Below are 16,390 nucleotides of genomic sequence, written 5' to 3' on the forward strand. Positions count from 1 at the left end.
ATATGGAGCAATGGAAAAAAGTGCCTAATTTTGAACGATATGAGGTTTCAAACCTTGGAAGAGTCAAAAGTACAGTAACCGGACAAATTCGGAAGTTGTCAAAACCCGGACGACGGACTGCTTACTTGAAAACGTCCTTTCGAGATGACAACGGAAAAATCAGAACCTTTGACGTTCACAGGTTAGTTGCCGAGTTGTTTTGCATCAAGCCGGAAACAGACAAAGTGCTTGTTGTGGATCACTTAAACGGAAACACCAAAGACAACAGAGCAGACAATTTGGAATGGATCACGATAAGTGAAAATCAACGCAGACGAAAAGCATACGAGTTTGGTTACTCGGTAAAAGATACCTCAATAGTTTGGTTCGACGAGAACGGAATTATACAAGGAATTTTCGAGAGTTGCCGACAAGCCTCAATCAAAACGGGCTTGGCATACACAGCAATTACAAAGTGTTGTTCAACAAGATACCCGAGAGTTGTAAACGTCGGTCGTTGGGGCTTTGAGAGAGTACCAACAAAAGATATTTACAACTTGTATTGGGAACAAAAAAAGTCCCTTGCCACTGCAATGGCAAAGGACAGGAATACTTCAAAAAAATCATATGTTCATTTTAACACAATAAGAAAAAGGGGATAAAAAAATGGTAAACAATTTAGCAAAATTACCAATCCAGACATTAGTAAAAGAACCAAAGATCGTTGAAAAATTTGAATCTGTGTTAGGTAACAAATCAGCTCAATTTGTTACATCACTTATTAATGTTGTGAATAGTAATCAATCTTTGAAGAATGTTGATCAAATGAGCGTTGTTGCCTCGGCTATGGTGGCAGCCAGTTTAGACTTGCCAATTAATCAAGACTTGGGATACATGTGGTTAGTTCCATATGGCGGTAAGGCACAACCTCAGATGGGTTACAAAGGATATATCCAATTGGCACAGAGAACCGGGCAGTACAAACATCTGAACGCCGTCGCAGTGTATGAAGACGAGTTTCAAAGTTACAACCCGTTAACCGAGCAATTGGATTATGAACCTCATTTTAAGGATCGTGATTCCTCTGAAAAACCCGTTGGATACGTTGGTTACTTTGAGTTAACTAGTGGCTTCGAAAAAACTGTGTACTGGACACGTAAACAAATTGATGACCACAGACAAAATTTTTCAAAAATGAGTGGAAAGTCAAAACCGAGTGGTGTTTGGGCAACTAACTTTGACGCAATGGCACTCAAAACGGTTCTAAGAAACTTAATCAGTAAATGGGGACCGATGAGTGTGGAAATGCAAAAAGCTTACGAGAGCGACGAGCAGGCAACAACAATCAGCACAAACGACATCAAAGATATTGAAGCACAAGAACAAGAGCCCGCAACTGATGTTAGTCAGCTGATCAATGGAAATGCAACGGAGGCAAACGTCAATGACTCAACAACCAATTCAAAAGACTCTGAATAAAGAAACATATTATTCAATTGAATCAGATAGGTATTATCAATCGGCAACATTTTTCAAGAACTTCGAAAAATGTGAAGCTGCAACTGTGGCACAACTAAATGATATATACAAACCAGATATAAACCAAAAAGCTCTATTGGTTGGCAATTACTTGCATTCTTACTTTGAAAGCCATACGGCTCACGAGAATTTCATTAAACAACACGAAGGTGACATGTTCACAAAGCGGGGCACACTGTTAAAAGATTATCAGGTTGCTGACTCAATGATTGCAACGCTTACTGATGATCCAATGTTTAACAATCTTTATCAGGGCAAAAAAGAGGCAATCGTTAAAGGCCAAATTGAAGGCGTTAATTGGAAAGGCAAAATTGATTGTTTGAACCTAGACCGCAAAATATTTCTTGATTTAAAAACAACTAGGGAAATAGACCGTAAATATTGGAACGAAGAAAAACGTATGTGGCAATCATTTATGGACGAATATAATTATCCGTTGCAAATGTATGTATACCAGCAATTAATTTATCAACAATATGGAGTCATGTGTACACCTTATATTATTGCAGTAAGTAAACAAGAAATACCCGCAAAGGCTGTTATCTCGATTCCTAAGAAGCGACTAGCAGAGGCCCAAGAAGAGATTGAAACACTTCAGCCAAGATTTGAAAAAGTAAAGAGCGGATTTGAAGTACCAATACGTTGTGGTAAATGTGCTTATTGTCGAAAAACTGCAACACTAGGGGAAATTACAAGCATGGAAAACCTTATTAATTAGGAGGACGAGATGGCAAGACCTATTAAAAATGGCATGGATTACTTTCCACTCGACGTTGATTTTCCAACAAATGAAAAAGTCGAAGCAATCATGGGGGAGTTTGGAAGTGAGGGTGTTGTTGCTTTTCTTTACCTCTTATCGGCTATCTATCGGAATGGTTATTTTCTGAAGTGGGATAGGTTGAGTCAAATGCAATTGGTAAATCGAATTGACGGAATGACTATTGAAAAAATGGATCAACTAATCAATAGACTAATTTCGTACGACACATTCAGCGAAGAAGCATTTGAGGAGTATCAAATTCTCACAAGCAAGAGAGTTCAAGCAACGTTTTTAGAAGCTACAAAAAGACGAAAAGAACAACCAAAATTACGTTATTTAGTTAATGATGACAATAACCTAGTTTCAAGCGTAGTTAATGTTGACAATAACCCCAGTTCAAGTGGGGTAAATGTTGACATTAGTACACAAAGTAAAGTAAAGGAAAGGAAAGAAAAGAAAAGTAAACAAAAGCAGAGTAAAGAAATAGGGCCACCTGCTGTTGCTTTTCAAAAAACTCTTACAGTGTATCAACAAAACATTGGGGTACTAAATCCATTAGTGCAGCAAAACATAGAATATCGAATCAATGACTTCGTTAATCAAGGAACTAATGAAATTGAAGCCAATGAGATTGTTCAACTCGCAATTGAAAAGGCAGCCCTTAGCAATAAACTATCTTGGAATTATGCAGATGGGATTTTAAAAAACTGGCTTGATCATAGCTTGTTCACATTAAGCAATGTAAAGGCAGAACAAAAACCGAAAACAAAGAATGAACCATACTCTGTTGATGAATCGGACAAATTACCATACTAGGAGGGCGAAATGGAAAACTTAGGAACAATCATGAGTGAACTGTTGGCAGACCTCAAGAAAAAAGATATCAACATTGATTGGGATAACGTGAAGAATATCGATATGGACGAAAGACGAAAACAAGACGAGATTAACATAACCAAAAGATATAAAGCACAAGAGAAATATCGAATGTTTAACAGTTCGCTTGTTAGTGATATTGATGATCTGAAAAGCGTTTTTGATGACTTTGATGCAGATACACCGGAGCAAGAACAAGAACTCTTACAGGCTCGAAATATCGCAAATGAAATATATAAAGGCAATACATCGAACTACCTATTCACTGGTAAAGCCGGAAGAGGCAAAACCATGTTGGCAGTTAGCATTTTGAACGGATTAAAGTCCTTGGAAACTGACATTTCATGTTTGTTTGTAAGTGTTGAAATGTTGATCAATTTAGAACGTCAAGCCGTTACAGATAAATACAATATTGAAAAACATGACGTTTATCGAATCGAAAAATGTATTGAAAAATGCGATGTATTAGTACTTGATGATTTAGGAAGCGAAACAAGTTTTGCATCGGGTAAAGAGATACAACCCGCAACGAGATTTACACAAGAAGTATTATTCCGAATTGCTGATTATCGAAAAAACAAAGCAAACATCATTACAACAAACAACACAGGTAGTGAATTACAACGAATGTACAACGGAAAGATTATAAGTCGATTGCTTACCAAAAAGCCTGAGAACGTAATTGTGTTTGATGGTAAAGACATGAGGGAGGTTTAGAAATGGAAACAGAAAAATTTATATCAGAGCTACCAATAATTCAAAACGTGGAAAGAGACAGTCTTGCTTATGCAAATAATCAACTTTTGATTATTCACGATCCTATCCTAAGTCAAATCAAATATTTAAAAGTCATATATGGACGGTATCACCAACTTTTAAACGATGTTTCTGATTATCGAGGTAATACGGATATTGAGGAACATTTAATTATGGCTATTTCAGAGCTTGAAACGGTGCATAAACAAATTGATGGAGAACTGCTCAATATGAATTGGCTTTTGAAGGAGATTAAAGAGAATGTTTTTAAAAATGACGATTGAGGGTGAACCAGTCGCAGCACAAAGGCCGAGAATCACGAGACGGGGAACATACACCCCACCAAAATATGCAGAATATAAAAAAAACATCGAAGAACAATATCGAAAAGAATTTAATAATGAGCAACTTTTTGAACGGGGTGAACCCTTAAAAGTGGAATTGCATTTTTATAGAAGCATTCAAAAGTCAATATCAAATAAAGAACACGAACGGCGAGCAAGCCACGAAGTCAAGCCAGCAATTAAATCAGACTTGGATAATTATATTAAATCGGTTTTTGATGGTCTCAAATGCGCATGGTTTGATGATGGTCAAATTGTCGAGATCAACGCAACAAAGGATTATGACGAACAACCAAGGGTGGAGGTAACAATTGAAAAAATTAACAGTTGATGAAAGCCAACGTTTTATTGAAGAAGTTTACGACAGTGCTTTTTTCTACACACTGGGAAACCGATAACACTTGATGAATTAGCTTTGATTGTAAAAACAGCGAACCAAATACAAAAAGGACGTGATTCAGATGATTAATAGAGCAGTGATTACAGGAAGATTAACGAAAGATCCAGATTTGCGTTACACAGCAAATGGGCACGCCGTAGCAAGTTTTACCGTCGCCGTTAATAGAACATATACAAACGCAGACGGAGAACGTGAGGCGGACTTTATTAATTGTGTTATGTGGAGAAAAGCAGCGGAAAATTTTGCTAATTTTACCCACAAGGGTTCATTAGTGGGGATTGATGGTCGTATTCAAACCAGGAACTATGAGAACGATCAAGGAAATAGAGTATTTATTACTGAGGTGTTAGCAGAGAACTTTTCATTACTTGAACCAAAATCAAGCAATAACCAACCAGCAAATAAAGAGCAACGACAACCAAGCAATGCACAGCCATCAGCAAAACCAACCGAGTGGACAACGCAAGGAAGCGAGTCAAAACAAAAGACATATGAAGAAGTTAACGGCATGAATAAAAACGGAACATATGAAAACGAGTCCACACAACAAGCTGATATCACAGACGATGATTTACCGTTTTAGGTGAATGACATGAAGAAAGATAAAAAATGAGTTACCTAGAAAAATAACGGTTGTTGATGGACAAATATTTTTTGATGAAACAGACAACATCTTAAAAACAGATACAGGTATTCCAATTGTTGAAATTGAGAATGTAATGCAACCATTGACACCGCCACACAAAGGAAAATCAACCATATGAAAAATATCCCCTTGGCAATTTACCAAATGAAAGCAAATGGATACACGAATATTGAAATTGCTGATGCACTACGGATCAGCGATGAAGAATTATGCAAGCAAATGGAACGTATCAAAAGAGATGAACAAGCCTTTGAAAGGAGAAACCAACTTGAACTTTAAAAGTATTTACAAAGAACATATGTCTAGGATTTTTGAAGATCAACAACACAGCATAGAAAAAACAATTGCATATGTAATAAAGCATGAGATGCAATTACCGAATGAATTCGCATTAGCAAGACGACATCTCACAGAAAGGGAAAAGAACGAATTAATAATTGATATTATTTTGCCGTTCTAGTTAATTCATGAACAAAATTGTTGAATGGGTAATAGAATTAGAAGAAGAATTTGGAAACATGCGAAACGTGCCAGAAAACCACCCAACATTGATGAAGATTAGGGCGGAAGATCGCATTGGAAATGAAATGAGTGAACGAGCAAAAAATTTCAGATGGGATTACATACAAAAAGAATTAGACAGTGGCACGCCAAAACGTACAATCATTGATTTGTATGAAATCAACAAAACTGAATTTGATAAGGCTATGCGATTTAAATTGATCAATGATATTGCTTGGAAACGTGTACGGCGGGCAAAGACCTATCAAAAATACGTCGATAAAAAAAGGAGATTGAAACAAGAAAAAATTGAACAATTAAGAAGGGAACGAATACATGGAAAATAGTGCAATTAAATCAATTCAAATTGCCCGTGAAGTCATATCAAAGAATCTTTTGAAAACTAGTGGCGAATATAAAAGAGGCGTGCAGGCTTGTGATGAGGCTATCGTGGAACTAAATCCAGTAGCATGTGAATATTGTGACCCAATGAACTCAAAGCCTTTTGGTATTGTTTCTGATGATTCATCTGACATTAATTACACTTCAGTGGTTATAGATGAAAATATAATCACTGATCGGGTTGAAAATGAGTGCATGAATTGGGAACGCTTTACAACTCCTATTAATTATTGTCCTATGTGTGGCAGAAAGTTGGAGGTGGAAGAATGATTAAACCGCAAGAATACAGATTAAAACTAACTGATGAAGATATAGATGACTTGTATTGGCTAGACAAATCAGACCCGTATTTTCATGACGGATATATTTACGGCTACTTACTGCCATATACAACGGGTTATGCATTAGTTGGTAGACCGATTGAATTATCCGAGGACTGTATACGTCCAGAATTTTGGTTACATATCCTAGCACTAGATAGATTGGAGGCGGTTGACTGATGAGAACTATTACAGGGTGGACCGAAGAAGAGATTGAAGAACTTGAATGGCAAAAAAATCAAAAAAATGATTTTGATGATGTTTTAGATGTTTTATATGATCGAGAAAACCAAACGTATTTGAAAGATAAATATATGCAATCACAGACACCAGAACAGATAATTTTTGATATGGTTGATTACTGGAGAGGTGACGGTGTTTTTTTTAATCCACGGTACCTCTGGAAATTAAAACCAACTCTCACTCAAGAAACAGGGAAAGATATATATTTATTTAAGGACGGTATTGATGGTGTTCCCGTTCTTGGAACAAATTGCAATGATGTTTCTATTCCGAAAGAGAATAAATTTTTAACTTTAAAACAAGTTAGAAATCTACTCAAAGACACTTACTTCTGCCTTGATATGTTTGAAGGGAAAAAGGTTGGATAGGTAACATATGGAAAAGCTAAGGAAAACAACATTAAAATATTTAGAGCAACAGTTAGAGGATTACCAAACTATTGATGATGAAATAGCTCGAATGAGAATTAGAGTTACAGCTATTGATCCAAAATTTGTGCCATTTATGGAAGAGGTGGAAGACGATGAAGTGGAGGAAGACGATGAAATATAAATTAAAATTAAATTACACGGAAGGCGAACTAAAGGAACTAAAAGAACTTGGAAAAGCTTACGATAGCCCTATACATGCAATAGGTAAGTTGCTCATGCCAGAAACTCACGGTATCGGGAGTTTACAAGCAAAGTACATGACAATGGAGCACACAAAAGAGTTTGATTTTATGGCCGACATTAATAACGTGGTAATGGGAACTGCTGTTTTTCCTAATAAACTGTATATTGTTCATGACACTAATACGAACAGCGTTATTTACCATGACGATATCAACAACAAATTAATTTGGGCTCCATTATGTTTTTATCGTCCGGTTAAAAATACCAAAGAGGAATGGTTATCAATTAACCCAGCATACGAACCAATGTTAGAAAGGGTAGAAGACTAATGGACAACGATTTAATTAAAGCAGTACAAGAATGGTCAAAAGAACGTGGCTTAGATAATAATGACCCAGCGAAACAATTGAATAAGCTGCAAGAAGAGATTGATGAGTTAAAGGAAGCATATAAGAATCATGATTTCTCAAATGCTAACTCAGGTTTCCCGGATTCGATTGGTGATGTGATGGTTGTCATGATTATCCTCTGTCAACAAACAGGATTCGATTTAAAAGATTGCTTGGAACTTGCAGTTGATACGATCAAGAATCGTAAAGGGAAGACTTTAAATGGTGTGTTCATTAAGGACGAGGGGGAATAACCATTAAACAATTAAGTAAGAGTAGATTGCTTGAGCTTGAAGAGGACTTTAAAGAGTATCAACAAGTTAATACCAACATTGCTGTGAGAGTTGTTGCTATTGAACATCCTTGGACTGAAAGTAACGGAAATCCAGAGGGTGGTAGATCAAGCATCATCATAAAGCCACAAGAAACTTTGACAATAAAAAAAGACGAAGATAAAGAACTTCAACGCCTATTTAATTTAAAAGATGATTGTGAACGGGCTATTGACAAGATGAGTGATGAGCAGTTAATGATTTACAATATGCGATTTGTCAATAGTGATTACCTAGGGTGGTATGAGATTGCGGATAGGTTACATTATTCTGTTAGAACCATTTACAACAAGAGATATAAAATGCTTGAACTTTTAGCTATTGAGAAAGGGCTGATTAGCCCTGAAATTATAGACAAATAATTGCACAAAAAAGGGTATTTATGAACCTTGTCAATGGGGTAAATTGATAGTATAGAAAAATTTGAAAGAAAATAATTTATAACACAAAAACAGCCTGTCTCTAACTGCAGAACGACCTTTAAAAAAAACGACAAGTTTCACGCAGTAACTTATGATAACGGTTACTGTTTTTATTAGGCGAGTACTGGCGGTTTCCTCCTAAAAATACCAACACCTTTTTTCTTATCACATTTCTATGCTCGGGTTCGATTCCCGAGGCTCGCATAGACCGCAAGGTCAAAAAGTAGAGTAGTAGCGACTTGAAGAAACATCACTCATTCGAGTGGTGTTTTTTTGTTGCTCAATTTCATTACTAAGGAGGTGGTGCTAGTTGAGTTTGAATGCACAACAAAAGAAATTCGTTGATGAATACATCAAAGATTTAAATGCAACACAGGCAGCGTTAAGAGCCGGTTACGCAGAGAAATCGGCAAGACAACAGGCAAATAGATTGCTTACAAAAGATGACATTAAATCGGCTATACAAGAGCAGGTGGACTCAATGCACAGTGAAAGCATTGCCGACGCAACCGAAGTAATGGAGTTCCTATCAAAGACCATGCGAGGACAGACAAAGGAAACGGTGGCAACCGCAAAAGGTTTGTACGAGAACGTGCCTGTCACAGCAAAAGACAGGATCAAGGCTGCGGAGTTGATCGGGAAACGACATGCCTTGTTTACTGATAACGTCAACACAACGAACCGAACCAATATTGAAATTGATATTGGAGATTATCCAGAAGATGACAATTGATATTAAATTCATGCACCCCGAAAAAGAGTTCAACCGATCAGTCTTTGACAGTTTGAATGACTATGAACACTTTACAGAGGTTTGGTACGGGGGAGCAGCAAGTGGAAAGTCACACGGCGTTGTTCAAAAGGTAGTATTGAAAGCCTTGAAAGAATGGAAACACCCTCGCAAAGTATTGTTCCTCCGAAAGGTTGGGAGTCGATTACGTGACTCAATCTATGAGGACGTTGTTATTCGACTATCCGAATGGAAGTTGTTGCCTTATTGCAAGATCAACAAGACAAATTTCGAGATCACTTTGCCGAATGGAGCAATGTTCCTTTTCAAAGGCATGGACGATCAAGAAAAGATTAAGTCAATCAAGGGACTGTCGGACGTTGTAATGGAAGAGGCAACCGAGTTCAGTCAAGAGGACTACGAGCAACTTACATTGCGTGTACGTGAAAGGAAACACTCTAACAAGCAAATATTTCTAATGTTCAACCCGGTATCAAAAGCTAATTGGGTTTATCAGTATTTCTTCAAAAATAAACAGCCGGACACGATCATTCATCAATCGAGCTACAAAGATAACAAGTTTGTTGACGATCAAACTCGGAGAAATATCGAGAAGTTCAAAACAACAAACCCCGTTTGGTATCGAATATATGCTCTTGGAGAGTTTGCAACACTCGACAAACTAATCTTTCCTAATTACGAAGTTCGTCGCTTGAACAGTGACTCTCCCGAACTACAAAGCGTTCCGAGCATGTTCGGACTTGATTTCGGTTATACGAATGACCCGTCGTTCTTTATTCATGTAAAGGTGGACGACAAGAACAAAAAAATGTATTTCATTGAGGAATACAGCAAAACGGGAATGATGAACAATCAAATAGCCGACGTAATCAAGTCAATGGGATATTCAAAAGAAGTAATCACAGCCGACGCCGCAGAACCAAAGAGTATTGATGAACTACGGCGTAACGGAATTGAACGTGTTCGGAAGTCCAACAAAGGCAAAGACTCAATCATTCAAGGTATTCAATTCATGCAACAGTACGAGTTGATCGTTGATGACCGCTGTCAAAAAGTCATTGAGGGACTAGAGAACTACACATGGCAAAAGGACAAGAAAACAGGAGAGTACACAAACAAGCCTGTTGACCTTTTCAACCATTGGGCAGACGCAACGAGATATGCTGTCGAAGAAATCAACGGCAAGGGAAAGGTTCAAGCGAAAGTCCACAGGAACTTATTATTTTAGGAGGTAGCAAATGCTATTACAAAGAGGAATTGTCAGTGATAACGACGAGTACCTCTTTCCAGTAGACGAAGAGTTCACTCGGGAAGATTTACGAAGTTTCATCAACTATCACAGAACAAACTACGAAGAGCAGTACAAAGACAAGCTACGAGAATATAAAGGGCAAACCAAAGCCTTTGATGACGAGATAGCTCAAAATATGCAAGATAACAACCATTTGATTGTCAACTTTCCAAAGAACCTCGTTGACACATTGAATGGTTATTTTATTGGTATTCCACCAACTATCAAAGTGGACGATCAAGACAAGGACAAAGTTCTACAAGCGTGGATCAGAAATAATTCATTCGTTGACAAACTTGCAGAGGTTTCCAAGCAGTCGAGTATCTACGGCAAAGCGTTCATGTTGGCATACAACAACGAGAACAGCGAACTAAAAACAGCCGTTCTCTCTCCGGATCAGTCGTTCATGATTTATGATGACACGATCAACAAAAAGCCTATTGCCTTTGTTACATATGGCAAGAATGCAAAGAACGAGATTACAGGAACGGCATACTATTCAAATAGAGCCGACTCGTTCACTTATATTGATGATATTAGGATCACAGACTCAAAACTATTGGTGTTCAAAGGCAAAGTGCCTGCGGTCGAGTTCTTCGATAATGAGGAACGCATGGGAGTGTTTGATCCAGTCATTACATTAATTCACGCATACGACAAGGCATTTAGTGCCAAGCTAGATGATATTGATTACTTTGCACACGCTTATTTGTTCCTAAAGAACTTTGATTTGACGGAGGAAGAACAACTCAATATCAAACAGAACCGTTTGATCGTGACTAAAAACGCTAGTGAAGAATACGACGTTGACGCAAAGTTCCTCGAGAAACCAGACGCAGACGGTAATCAAGAAAATATCCTCAATCGACTAACGACAATGATTTATCAAATTAGTATGATTGCGAATATTAGTGATGACGTATTCGGGAGTTCAACCTCGGGAACGGCGTTAGCATACAAAATGCAATCAATGAGTAACCTTGCTGTTAACAAAGAACGTAAATTTACACAGAACTTACGTGAAATGTTTTCAGTATTAGGAGTTCAATTGCCCTATGGCGAACCAATGGACATAACGTTCAGATTTACCCGTAATATTCCGAACAACGTCGCAGAGGAAGCAGAAACAGCAAAGAACTTGATCGGCATTACCTCACTTGAAACCGCATTGTCTACGCTGTCAGTTGTCAGTGATCCTAAGGCGGAAATAACTCGCATTCAAGAAGAACAAAACGAACAAACAAGAAACGCAGTTAACAATAACCCTGCAACTGATTACGGATTTAACAATTCAACAACCAGTGAACAAGGTGAATAATTATGGGATATTGGGAAAAGCGAGAGCGTGAGTGGATAGATCAACAACAAAAACAAGACATTGATTTTGACAAGCAGATAGATGAAATCTATAACAAATCATTAGACAAAATAGATAAAGATATATCTCAATTTTATACACGATATGCAAACAAAGAGGGTATCAGTATAGATGAAGCGAAAAAACGAGTCTCCAACTTTGATGTTAAAGGATTTCAAGACACCGCAAAAAAGATGGTGGAGGAGCAAGACTTCTCTGACGAAGCAAATGAAAGGTTGAGGATTTACAATGCGACTATGCGAATTAATCGTTTGGAAATGCTTAAAAGTCAAATTGGCGTTGATCTCTTGGCGGAAACAGACGAGTTAAGCGACAAACTTCGTGAACGACTTGTTACTGAATTAAAGGACGAGCGTGTACGACAAGCGGGAATACTTGGTGAGACGGTTCCAAAGATGACAGAACGGAGAATGGAAACGTTGATATATAGTTCATATCACGGAGCAAAGTTCTCGGACAGAATTTGGACGAACCAAGACGTGTTGAAAAACGAACTAGACAATATCATTACACGTAGTTTGGTAATGGGTATGAATGCTGATCAATTGAGTTCACGGCTCCGGTCGCTGATTGATGATAAGGTAAAGAATGCTAGTTATGCTGCTTCTCGGATTGCTAGAACTGAGTCAGCCAGGGTTGCGGACCAATACAGTCGTATTTTGTATATGGAAAATGATTTTGACAAAGTAAAATGGATTGCGGAACCGACAGCATGTTCTGTATGCAAACCGCTAGACAATAAAGTATTTGAATTGATGGGAGGTGGAGATAATCCCGCCCCAGATATTCCTGTACATCCCAATTGTCGCTGCTCGACAGTTCCTGTTGATGATGAGGAGAACGAACCACCAACACCAAAGGAACGAAAAAATGATACAAGTAGCAAAGTTGACGCAAATTCTAATAAATTAAATGTAGATATTTCCAATGCGAAAGGCGTCGAATTATTCCGTTGACAACGACATTGAAAAAGCATGTAGCGAAATGGAAAAAGCAATTTTGAACAAACAACCGTTCAAACCTACTGATCCAAAAGATATGATTTTGTAAGTATCAAATATTAAGCATTCAACCAAAACGGTTGAGTGCTTTTTTTGTACGTCCAAGCATTGAAGACGTAAAAAGCTATGGTGTAGCAAAGTGCAAGCATTTATCACTTTAAAAGATATGGAATGTGCAAGCATTGATCCACGTTAAAAGCTAATGGATAGGAGAATTTATTTATGGATAACCAAACAGATACTCAATCAACCGAAGAGTTGAACAAACAAGACCGAAACACAGGGGTTGCAACACCGGAAGAAAATAAGACAGACGATCACAAAGATAACAACGACGATCAAGAAAAGACCGGTGGAAAAAAATACACTGATGAGGAGGTCAACGCAATTGTTCAACAAAAGTTGGACAGAGCGGAAAAGAAACGACAACACGAAGTTGACGAGGCTAAGAAGTTAGCAAAAATGAACTCCGACGAGAAACAAAAGTATCAATTACAGCAAGTACAAGCCGAGGCAGACAAAGCAAAGGCGGAACTTGCAACTTATCGAATGCGTGATACCGCTAGTTCAATGTTCAAAGAACAAGGGATCACAGCAAGCGACGAGGCATTAGACTTGGTTACAACCGATCAAGCCGACAGCACAAAAACCAACGTTGGTAAATTGGTTAAGTTCATTCAATCAATCAAAGACGAAACAACCAAGGAACTAACAAAGGGAGCAACACCAAGAATTTCGGGTCAACGTTCCACGATCACACGTGATGAAATTATGGCAATCGTTGATCCACAAGAACGACAAGAAAAAATTGCGGAGAATATGAACCTATTCCCCGAATATAAATAATTAGGAGGTCATGGACACCATGGCAGTAGACGAAAAGACAGTTACAAAAGACAAGTTAATTCCACAATCAGTTGATTTCGTAGAACAATTCAACGAGGGACTTACAACATTAATGAAAGTTCTCGGTATCACACGCAAACAAGCTCTTGCATTAGGATCAACAGTGAAGATTTACAAGTCAACAGTTACTCTTGCAGACGAAAAGGTTGCAGAGGGCGAAGTTATTCCATTATCAGAAGTCAAAAAAGAACTATCAGACACTAAGGAATTAACCTTTAACAAATGGCGCAAGAATGTAACTGCGGAAGCAATTCAATCAAGTGGATTTCAAGGTGCAGTTGCAGACACAGACTCCGAACTACTCAAAGCAATTCAAAAGAATATCAAGAAAGAATTGTTCGACGAATTTGCAAACGGAACTGGTAAGGCAACAGGAGCAGGCTTTCAACAATCACTTGCAAAAGGCTTGGGTCAACTCGCAGTTGCATTCGAGGACGAGGACGTTACCTCTGTTGCATTAGTCAACCCTATTGATTTTTATGATTACATTGGTTCAGCACCTGTAACAGTTCAAACAGTATTCGGTATGACTTACATTCAAAATTTCCTTGGTGTAAATACTTTAATCATGAGTAACAACGTTCCAGCAGGTACAATTTACGTTACAGCTTCACAAAACCTAAACTTATACTTTGCAACATTGAACGGTGGATCACTCTCACAAGCATTCAACTTTACAACCGATCAAACAGGACTCGTTGGAATTGCTCACGAACCTAAGAACGACTCACTATCATACGAAAGTGTTGTTGCAGACGCTCTCTTGCTATTACCAGAACGTTTGGACGGTATCATTGTATCTACTATTTCAGCAGAGGCAGGAACAGACTCTCCCAGCTAGTCCCGAAGTTGCCGGAGTTGAAGTAGCAAACGCTACAAAGACAACAGCAGACGTTAGGGGTGTTTAAATGGCAGACTTATATTGTAATGACAAGCTAATTAAAAAAGACTTTAAATTGGGAGATACAGTCCATTTGACAGGTCTTAAAGCAGGATCAGAGCAAGTCATGGAATTACGAAAAGGAAACAAAGTTATTCATTCATCAACATTCACGACGAAAGGATAGGTGGAAATATGGCAGAAGAAACTACGCTACTAGATGACATTAAAACCGCCTTGTCTATTTCAAATAATGATCGTGATAAGCTGTTAAACCTAATCATTAAACGAACTACTCAACGATTGAAGTCTAAACTACATACCACAGAGGACGTGCCAAGCTCTTTGGAATTTATATTGTTTGAGGTGTCTATCAGACGATACAACCGCATGAGTAACGAGGGCATGACCTCTTATTCACAGGACGGAGAAAGTATTACGTTTAGTGATGATGACTTTTCGGGCTTTGAAAACGACATTACGGACTATTTGAAAGAACATTCAGAGAACCCGTTGCCTACGATCAAGTTTGTTGACCCGTATTCATTCGGGAGGAAATACTAATGCGATTTGATACTCCGATCACGTTTTACACTGATCCGAGCAACAAATACAACCCGGAAACAGGTCAACATGACTCAACACCAACAGAAGTGTTCAAGTGTTGGGCAAACGTAACAGACAACGGCGTTCAACGTAATGTTGAAACGTTCGGCAACTATAACATTCAAACAAAAACAATAAGGCTAGTTGAAAGTATCAATTTCAACTGGTCTTTTTTGTTGATTGGGAATGATACGCAACACTGGATCAAGAAAACTAAAACCTCCACCTCAAAAGTGAAGAGTTTCCAAGTTGGTATTTCCTAATGGGAATGAAAGTGAAGTTTGTCGGACTGAACAAAGCAAAGGTCAAACTAACCGAACAGTCAGACATGAAGAGGTTTGTCAGTGTCGTTAGGAAGTCCACGGTTGAGGTACAAGAGAAAACCAAACGGAATATGGGAACTACATACACCAAGACGTATAAGAGCGGTAGCAAGGCAGGAAAACGAATTTCAACGGGTCAAACAAAGAAGATGACAAATATCTACTTTGAGGACAGCGGACTAAAGGGAATTATTAGACCGGAAACGGAATATTTCCAATACGTCGAACTTGGAACTCGTTTCATGGCAAAAGAACCGACTCTAAAGCCTGCATTGGATAGTGTTTACCCTGTATTTCTATCAAGAATAAAAAAGGCGGCGGAGGGATCATGATATTTTCCCCAGAGTTAGAAATATTCAATTATTTTTTTAAATATTCGACAAATAAAGGGTTTGACACCTACGACTATTTGCCTACCGAAGAGGAAAACGTACCTTACCCGTTCGTTATTATTGGAGATACTTCTCTTACACCTGATAGCACGAAAAACAGCTTAGATGGCAATTTAGAACTTGATATTGATTTATGGAATAACGCAAGCAATCGTGCAGTTATATCCAATATGATGAATGACTTCTTACATGAGGCGGTAAAAATTAAAAGCACCAAGAATTACACGACTGTTTTTGATATGCAACGATCAGAAACAAGACTCGTTACAGATTACAGTGTTGAGGGTCAAATCCTCTTACATGGAATCATGAATTTACATTTTGAAATAATTTAAAGGA

At 38.0% G+C, this 16,390-nt stretch carries 29 protein-coding genes; all 29 read left to right on the forward strand.

Annotated elements, in window-relative coordinates; translation table 11 throughout:
• The first annotated feature begins 2 nt into the window (after nt 1–2).
• Nucleotides 3–641 carry an NUMOD4 motif-containing HNH endonuclease gene (locus tag ABM34_RS12880; RefSeq protein ID WP_053084432.1) on the forward strand — a complete coding sequence of 213 codons (639 nt, stop codon included), beginning with the start codon at nt 3–5 and terminating at the stop codon, nt 639–641.
• A gap of 4 nt (nt 642–645) precedes the next feature.
• Nucleotides 646–1,458, forward strand: a complete 813-nt coding sequence (locus ABM34_RS00130; RefSeq protein ID WP_048702360.1) for a recombinase RecT — start codon at nt 646–648, stop codon at nt 1,456–1,458.
• Nucleotides 1,424–2,236 (forward strand): PD-(D/E)XK nuclease-like domain-containing protein, encoded by an 813-nt coding sequence (locus tag ABM34_RS00135; RefSeq protein WP_083988226.1) that lies wholly within the window; start codon nt 1,424–1,426, stop codon nt 2,234–2,236. The genes ABM34_RS00130 and ABM34_RS00135 overlap by 35 nt, the downstream gene beginning before the upstream one ends.
• A 9-nt stretch (nt 2,237–2,245) precedes the next feature.
• Nucleotides 2,246–3,094 (forward strand): Lin1244/Lin1753 domain-containing protein, encoded by an 849-nt coding sequence (locus ABM34_RS13095; RefSeq protein ID WP_053084433.1) that lies wholly within the window; start codon nt 2,246–2,248, stop codon nt 3,092–3,094.
• Nucleotides 3,095–3,103: 9 nt separating this feature from the next.
• Nucleotides 3,104–3,871 carry an ATP-binding protein gene (locus tag ABM34_RS00145; protein WP_048702362.1) on the forward strand — a complete coding sequence of 256 codons (768 nt, stop codon included), beginning with the start codon at nt 3,104–3,106 and terminating at the stop codon, nt 3,869–3,871.
• A gap of 2 nt (nt 3,872–3,873) precedes the next feature.
• A complete protein-coding gene (locus ABM34_RS00150) occupies nt 3,874–4,194 on the forward strand; it encodes a hypothetical protein (RefSeq protein ID WP_048702363.1) in 321 nt (106 codons plus the stop codon).
• On the forward strand, nt 4,172–4,585 hold the full coding sequence (locus ABM34_RS00155) for a RusA family crossover junction endodeoxyribonuclease (protein ID WP_048702364.1): 414 nt from the start codon (nt 4,172–4,174) through the stop codon (nt 4,583–4,585). The genes ABM34_RS00150 and ABM34_RS00155 overlap by 23 nt, the downstream gene beginning before the upstream one ends.
• Nucleotides 4,586–4,715: 130 nt before the next feature.
• Nucleotides 4,716–5,237 (forward strand): single-stranded DNA-binding protein, encoded by a 522-nt coding sequence (gene ssb, locus ABM34_RS00160; RefSeq protein ID WP_048702365.1) that lies wholly within the window; start codon nt 4,716–4,718, stop codon nt 5,235–5,237.
• 177 nt (nt 5,238–5,414) lie between these two features.
• Nucleotides 5,415–5,579 carry a hypothetical protein gene (locus ABM34_RS13100; RefSeq protein WP_157023159.1) on the forward strand — a complete coding sequence of 55 codons (165 nt, stop codon included), beginning with the start codon at nt 5,415–5,417 and terminating at the stop codon, nt 5,577–5,579.
• Nucleotides 5,580–5,767: 188 nt separating this feature from the next.
• Nucleotides 5,768–6,148: a hypothetical protein gene (locus ABM34_RS00175; RefSeq protein WP_157023162.1), complete on the forward strand. Its 381-nt coding sequence runs from the start codon at nt 5,768–5,770 to the stop codon at nt 6,146–6,148.
• On the forward strand, nt 6,138–6,473 hold the full coding sequence (locus ABM34_RS00180; protein ID WP_048702369.1) for a hypothetical protein: 336 nt from the start codon (nt 6,138–6,140) through the stop codon (nt 6,471–6,473). Before ABM34_RS00175 ends, ABM34_RS00180 begins: the two co-directional genes overlap by 11 nt.
• Entirely contained in the window at nt 6,470–6,703 is a 234-nt protein-coding gene (locus ABM34_RS00185) for a hypothetical protein (protein WP_048702370.1), read from the forward strand. The genes ABM34_RS00180 and ABM34_RS00185 overlap by 4 nt, the downstream gene beginning before the upstream one ends.
• The gene (locus ABM34_RS00190; protein ID WP_048702371.1) at nt 6,703–7,134 is read left to right on the forward strand and encodes a hypothetical protein; all 432 of its coding nucleotides are present in this window, start codon (nt 6,703–6,705) and stop codon (nt 7,132–7,134) included. Before ABM34_RS00185 ends, ABM34_RS00190 begins: the two co-directional genes overlap by 1 nt.
• 7 nt (nt 7,135–7,141) lie before the next feature.
• Nucleotides 7,142–7,318 carry a hypothetical protein gene (locus tag ABM34_RS13105; protein WP_157023164.1) on the forward strand — a complete coding sequence of 59 codons (177 nt, stop codon included), beginning with the start codon at nt 7,142–7,144 and terminating at the stop codon, nt 7,316–7,318.
• Nucleotides 7,290–7,709, forward strand: a complete 420-nt coding sequence (locus ABM34_RS00195; RefSeq protein WP_198141153.1) for a hypothetical protein — start codon at nt 7,290–7,292, stop codon at nt 7,707–7,709. Before ABM34_RS13105 ends, ABM34_RS00195 begins: the two co-directional genes overlap by 29 nt.
• Nucleotides 7,709–8,023, forward strand: coding sequence for a MazG-like family protein (locus ABM34_RS00200; protein WP_048702373.1), 315 nt, complete (start codon nt 7,709–7,711; stop codon nt 8,021–8,023). Before ABM34_RS00195 ends, ABM34_RS00200 begins: the two co-directional genes overlap by 1 nt.
• Before the next feature lie 26 nt (nt 8,024–8,049).
• Complete coding sequence (locus ABM34_RS00205; RefSeq protein WP_048702374.1) at nt 8,050–8,463, forward strand: hypothetical protein; 414 nt, start codon at nt 8,050–8,052, stop codon at nt 8,461–8,463.
• Between the two features lie 370 nt (nt 8,464–8,833).
• The gene (locus ABM34_RS00210; RefSeq protein WP_048702375.1) at nt 8,834–9,256 is read left to right on the forward strand and encodes a terminase small subunit; all 423 of its coding nucleotides are present in this window, start codon (nt 8,834–8,836) and stop codon (nt 9,254–9,256) included.
• Nucleotides 9,246–10,502 carry a PBSX family phage terminase large subunit gene (locus ABM34_RS00215; protein ID WP_048702376.1) on the forward strand — a complete coding sequence of 419 codons (1,257 nt, stop codon included), beginning with the start codon at nt 9,246–9,248 and terminating at the stop codon, nt 10,500–10,502. The genes ABM34_RS00210 and ABM34_RS00215 overlap by 11 nt, the downstream gene beginning before the upstream one ends.
• 10 nt (nt 10,503–10,512) lie before the next feature.
• On the forward strand, nt 10,513–11,883 hold the full coding sequence (locus ABM34_RS00220; protein WP_048702378.1) for a phage portal protein: 1,371 nt from the start codon (nt 10,513–10,515) through the stop codon (nt 11,881–11,883).
• Nucleotides 11,884–11,885: 2 nt separating this feature from the next.
• Entirely contained in the window at nt 11,886–12,899 is a 1,014-nt protein-coding gene (locus ABM34_RS00225; protein WP_048702379.1) for a minor capsid protein, read from the forward strand.
• Complete coding sequence (locus ABM34_RS13450) at nt 12,871–12,993, forward strand: hypothetical protein (protein ID WP_257719938.1); 123 nt, start codon at nt 12,871–12,873, stop codon at nt 12,991–12,993. The genes ABM34_RS00225 and ABM34_RS13450 overlap by 29 nt, the downstream gene beginning before the upstream one ends.
• 173 nt (nt 12,994–13,166) lie before the next feature.
• Entirely contained in the window at nt 13,167–13,790 is a 624-nt protein-coding gene (locus tag ABM34_RS00230) for a DUF4355 domain-containing protein (protein WP_048702381.1), read from the forward strand.
• A 19-nt stretch (nt 13,791–13,809) separates the two neighbouring features.
• On the forward strand, nt 13,810–14,691 hold the full coding sequence (locus ABM34_RS00235) for a hypothetical protein (RefSeq protein WP_048702382.1): 882 nt from the start codon (nt 13,810–13,812) through the stop codon (nt 14,689–14,691).
• 67 nt (nt 14,692–14,758) lie between these two features.
• Complete coding sequence (locus ABM34_RS13110) at nt 14,759–14,917, forward strand: hypothetical protein (protein ID WP_157023166.1); 159 nt, start codon at nt 14,759–14,761, stop codon at nt 14,915–14,917.
• 8 nt (nt 14,918–14,925) lie between these two features.
• A complete protein-coding gene (locus ABM34_RS00240) occupies nt 14,926–15,294 on the forward strand; it encodes a phage head-tail connector protein (RefSeq protein ID WP_048702384.1) in 369 nt (122 codons plus the stop codon).
• Entirely contained in the window at nt 15,294–15,599 is a 306-nt protein-coding gene (locus ABM34_RS00245) for a hypothetical protein (RefSeq protein WP_048702329.1), read from the forward strand. The genes ABM34_RS00240 and ABM34_RS00245 overlap by 1 nt, the downstream gene beginning before the upstream one ends.
• A complete protein-coding gene (locus ABM34_RS00250; protein WP_048702330.1) occupies nt 15,599–15,991 on the forward strand; it encodes a hypothetical protein in 393 nt (130 codons plus the stop codon). Before ABM34_RS00245 ends, ABM34_RS00250 begins: the two co-directional genes overlap by 1 nt.
• A complete protein-coding gene (locus tag ABM34_RS00255) occupies nt 15,988–16,386 on the forward strand; it encodes a hypothetical protein (protein ID WP_048702331.1) in 399 nt (132 codons plus the stop codon). Before ABM34_RS00250 ends, ABM34_RS00255 begins: the two co-directional genes overlap by 4 nt.
• Nucleotides 16,387–16,390 lie beyond the last annotated feature (4 nt).

The sequence above is a fragment of the Companilactobacillus ginsenosidimutans genome, assembly GCF_001050475.1.
Classification (GTDB): domain Bacteria; phylum Bacillota; class Bacilli; order Lactobacillales; family Lactobacillaceae; genus Companilactobacillus; species Companilactobacillus ginsenosidimutans.

Coding starts and splice junctions, on each gene's coding strand:
- ABM34_RS00255 (WP_048702331.1), top strand. CDS start 15,988: ATGATATTTTCCCCAGAGTTAGAAATATTCAATTATTTTTTTAAATAT.
- ABM34_RS00225 (WP_048702379.1), top strand. CDS start 11,886: ATGGGATATTGGGAAAAGCGAGAGCGTGAGTGGATAGATCAACAACAA.
- ABM34_RS00230 (WP_048702381.1), top strand. CDS start 13,167: ATGGATAACCAAACAGATACTCAATCAACCGAAGAGTTGAACAAACAA.
- ABM34_RS00130 (WP_048702360.1), top strand. CDS start 646: ATGGTAAACAATTTAGCAAAATTACCAATCCAGACATTAGTAAAAGAA.
- ABM34_RS00135 (WP_083988226.1), top strand. CDS start 1,424: ATGACTCAACAACCAATTCAAAAGACTCTGAATAAAGAAACATATTAT.
- ABM34_RS00250 (WP_048702330.1), top strand. CDS start 15,599: ATGGGAATGAAAGTGAAGTTTGTCGGACTGAACAAAGCAAAGGTCAAA.
- ABM34_RS00175 (WP_157023162.1), top strand. CDS start 5,768: ATGAACAAAATTGTTGAATGGGTAATAGAATTAGAAGAAGAATTTGGA.
- ABM34_RS13095 (WP_053084433.1), top strand. CDS start 2,246: ATGGCAAGACCTATTAAAAATGGCATGGATTACTTTCCACTCGACGTT.
- ABM34_RS00190 (WP_048702371.1), top strand. CDS start 6,703: ATGAGAACTATTACAGGGTGGACCGAAGAAGAGATTGAAGAACTTGAA.
- ABM34_RS00240 (WP_048702384.1), top strand. CDS start 14,926: ATGGCAGAAGAAACTACGCTACTAGATGACATTAAAACCGCCTTGTCT.
- ABM34_RS00200 (WP_048702373.1), top strand. CDS start 7,709: ATGGACAACGATTTAATTAAAGCAGTACAAGAATGGTCAAAAGAACGT.
- ssb (WP_048702365.1), top strand. CDS start 4,716: ATGATTAATAGAGCAGTGATTACAGGAAGATTAACGAAAGATCCAGAT.
- ABM34_RS13105 (WP_157023164.1), top strand. CDS start 7,142: ATGGAAAAGCTAAGGAAAACAACATTAAAATATTTAGAGCAACAGTTA.
- ABM34_RS00245 (WP_048702329.1), top strand. CDS start 15,294: ATGCGATTTGATACTCCGATCACGTTTTACACTGATCCGAGCAACAAA.
- ABM34_RS00185 (WP_048702370.1), top strand. CDS start 6,470: ATGATTAAACCGCAAGAATACAGATTAAAACTAACTGATGAAGATATA.
- ABM34_RS00145 (WP_048702362.1), top strand. CDS start 3,104: ATGGAAAACTTAGGAACAATCATGAGTGAACTGTTGGCAGACCTCAAG.
- ABM34_RS00215 (WP_048702376.1), top strand. CDS start 9,246: ATGACAATTGATATTAAATTCATGCACCCCGAAAAAGAGTTCAACCGA.
- ABM34_RS00155 (WP_048702364.1), top strand. CDS start 4,172: ATGTTTTTAAAAATGACGATTGAGGGTGAACCAGTCGCAGCACAAAGG.
- ABM34_RS00220 (WP_048702378.1), top strand. CDS start 10,513: ATGCTATTACAAAGAGGAATTGTCAGTGATAACGACGAGTACCTCTTT.
- ABM34_RS00150 (WP_048702363.1), top strand. CDS start 3,874: ATGGAAACAGAAAAATTTATATCAGAGCTACCAATAATTCAAAACGTG.
- ABM34_RS00180 (WP_048702369.1), top strand. CDS start 6,138: ATGGAAAATAGTGCAATTAAATCAATTCAAATTGCCCGTGAAGTCATA.
- ABM34_RS13450 (WP_257719938.1), top strand. CDS start 12,871: ATGCGAAAGGCGTCGAATTATTCCGTTGACAACGACATTGAAAAAGCA.
- ABM34_RS13110 (WP_157023166.1), top strand. CDS start 14,759: ATGGCAGACTTATATTGTAATGACAAGCTAATTAAAAAAGACTTTAAA.
- ABM34_RS00235 (WP_048702382.1), top strand. CDS start 13,810: ATGGCAGTAGACGAAAAGACAGTTACAAAAGACAAGTTAATTCCACAA.
- ABM34_RS13100 (WP_157023159.1), top strand. CDS start 5,415: ATGAAAAATATCCCCTTGGCAATTTACCAAATGAAAGCAAATGGATAC.
- ABM34_RS00195 (WP_198141153.1), top strand. CDS start 7,290: ATGAAGTGGAGGAAGACGATGAAATATAAATTAAAATTAAATTACACG.
- ABM34_RS12880 (WP_053084432.1), top strand. CDS start 3: ATGGAGCAATGGAAAAAAGTGCCTAATTTTGAACGATATGAGGTTTCA.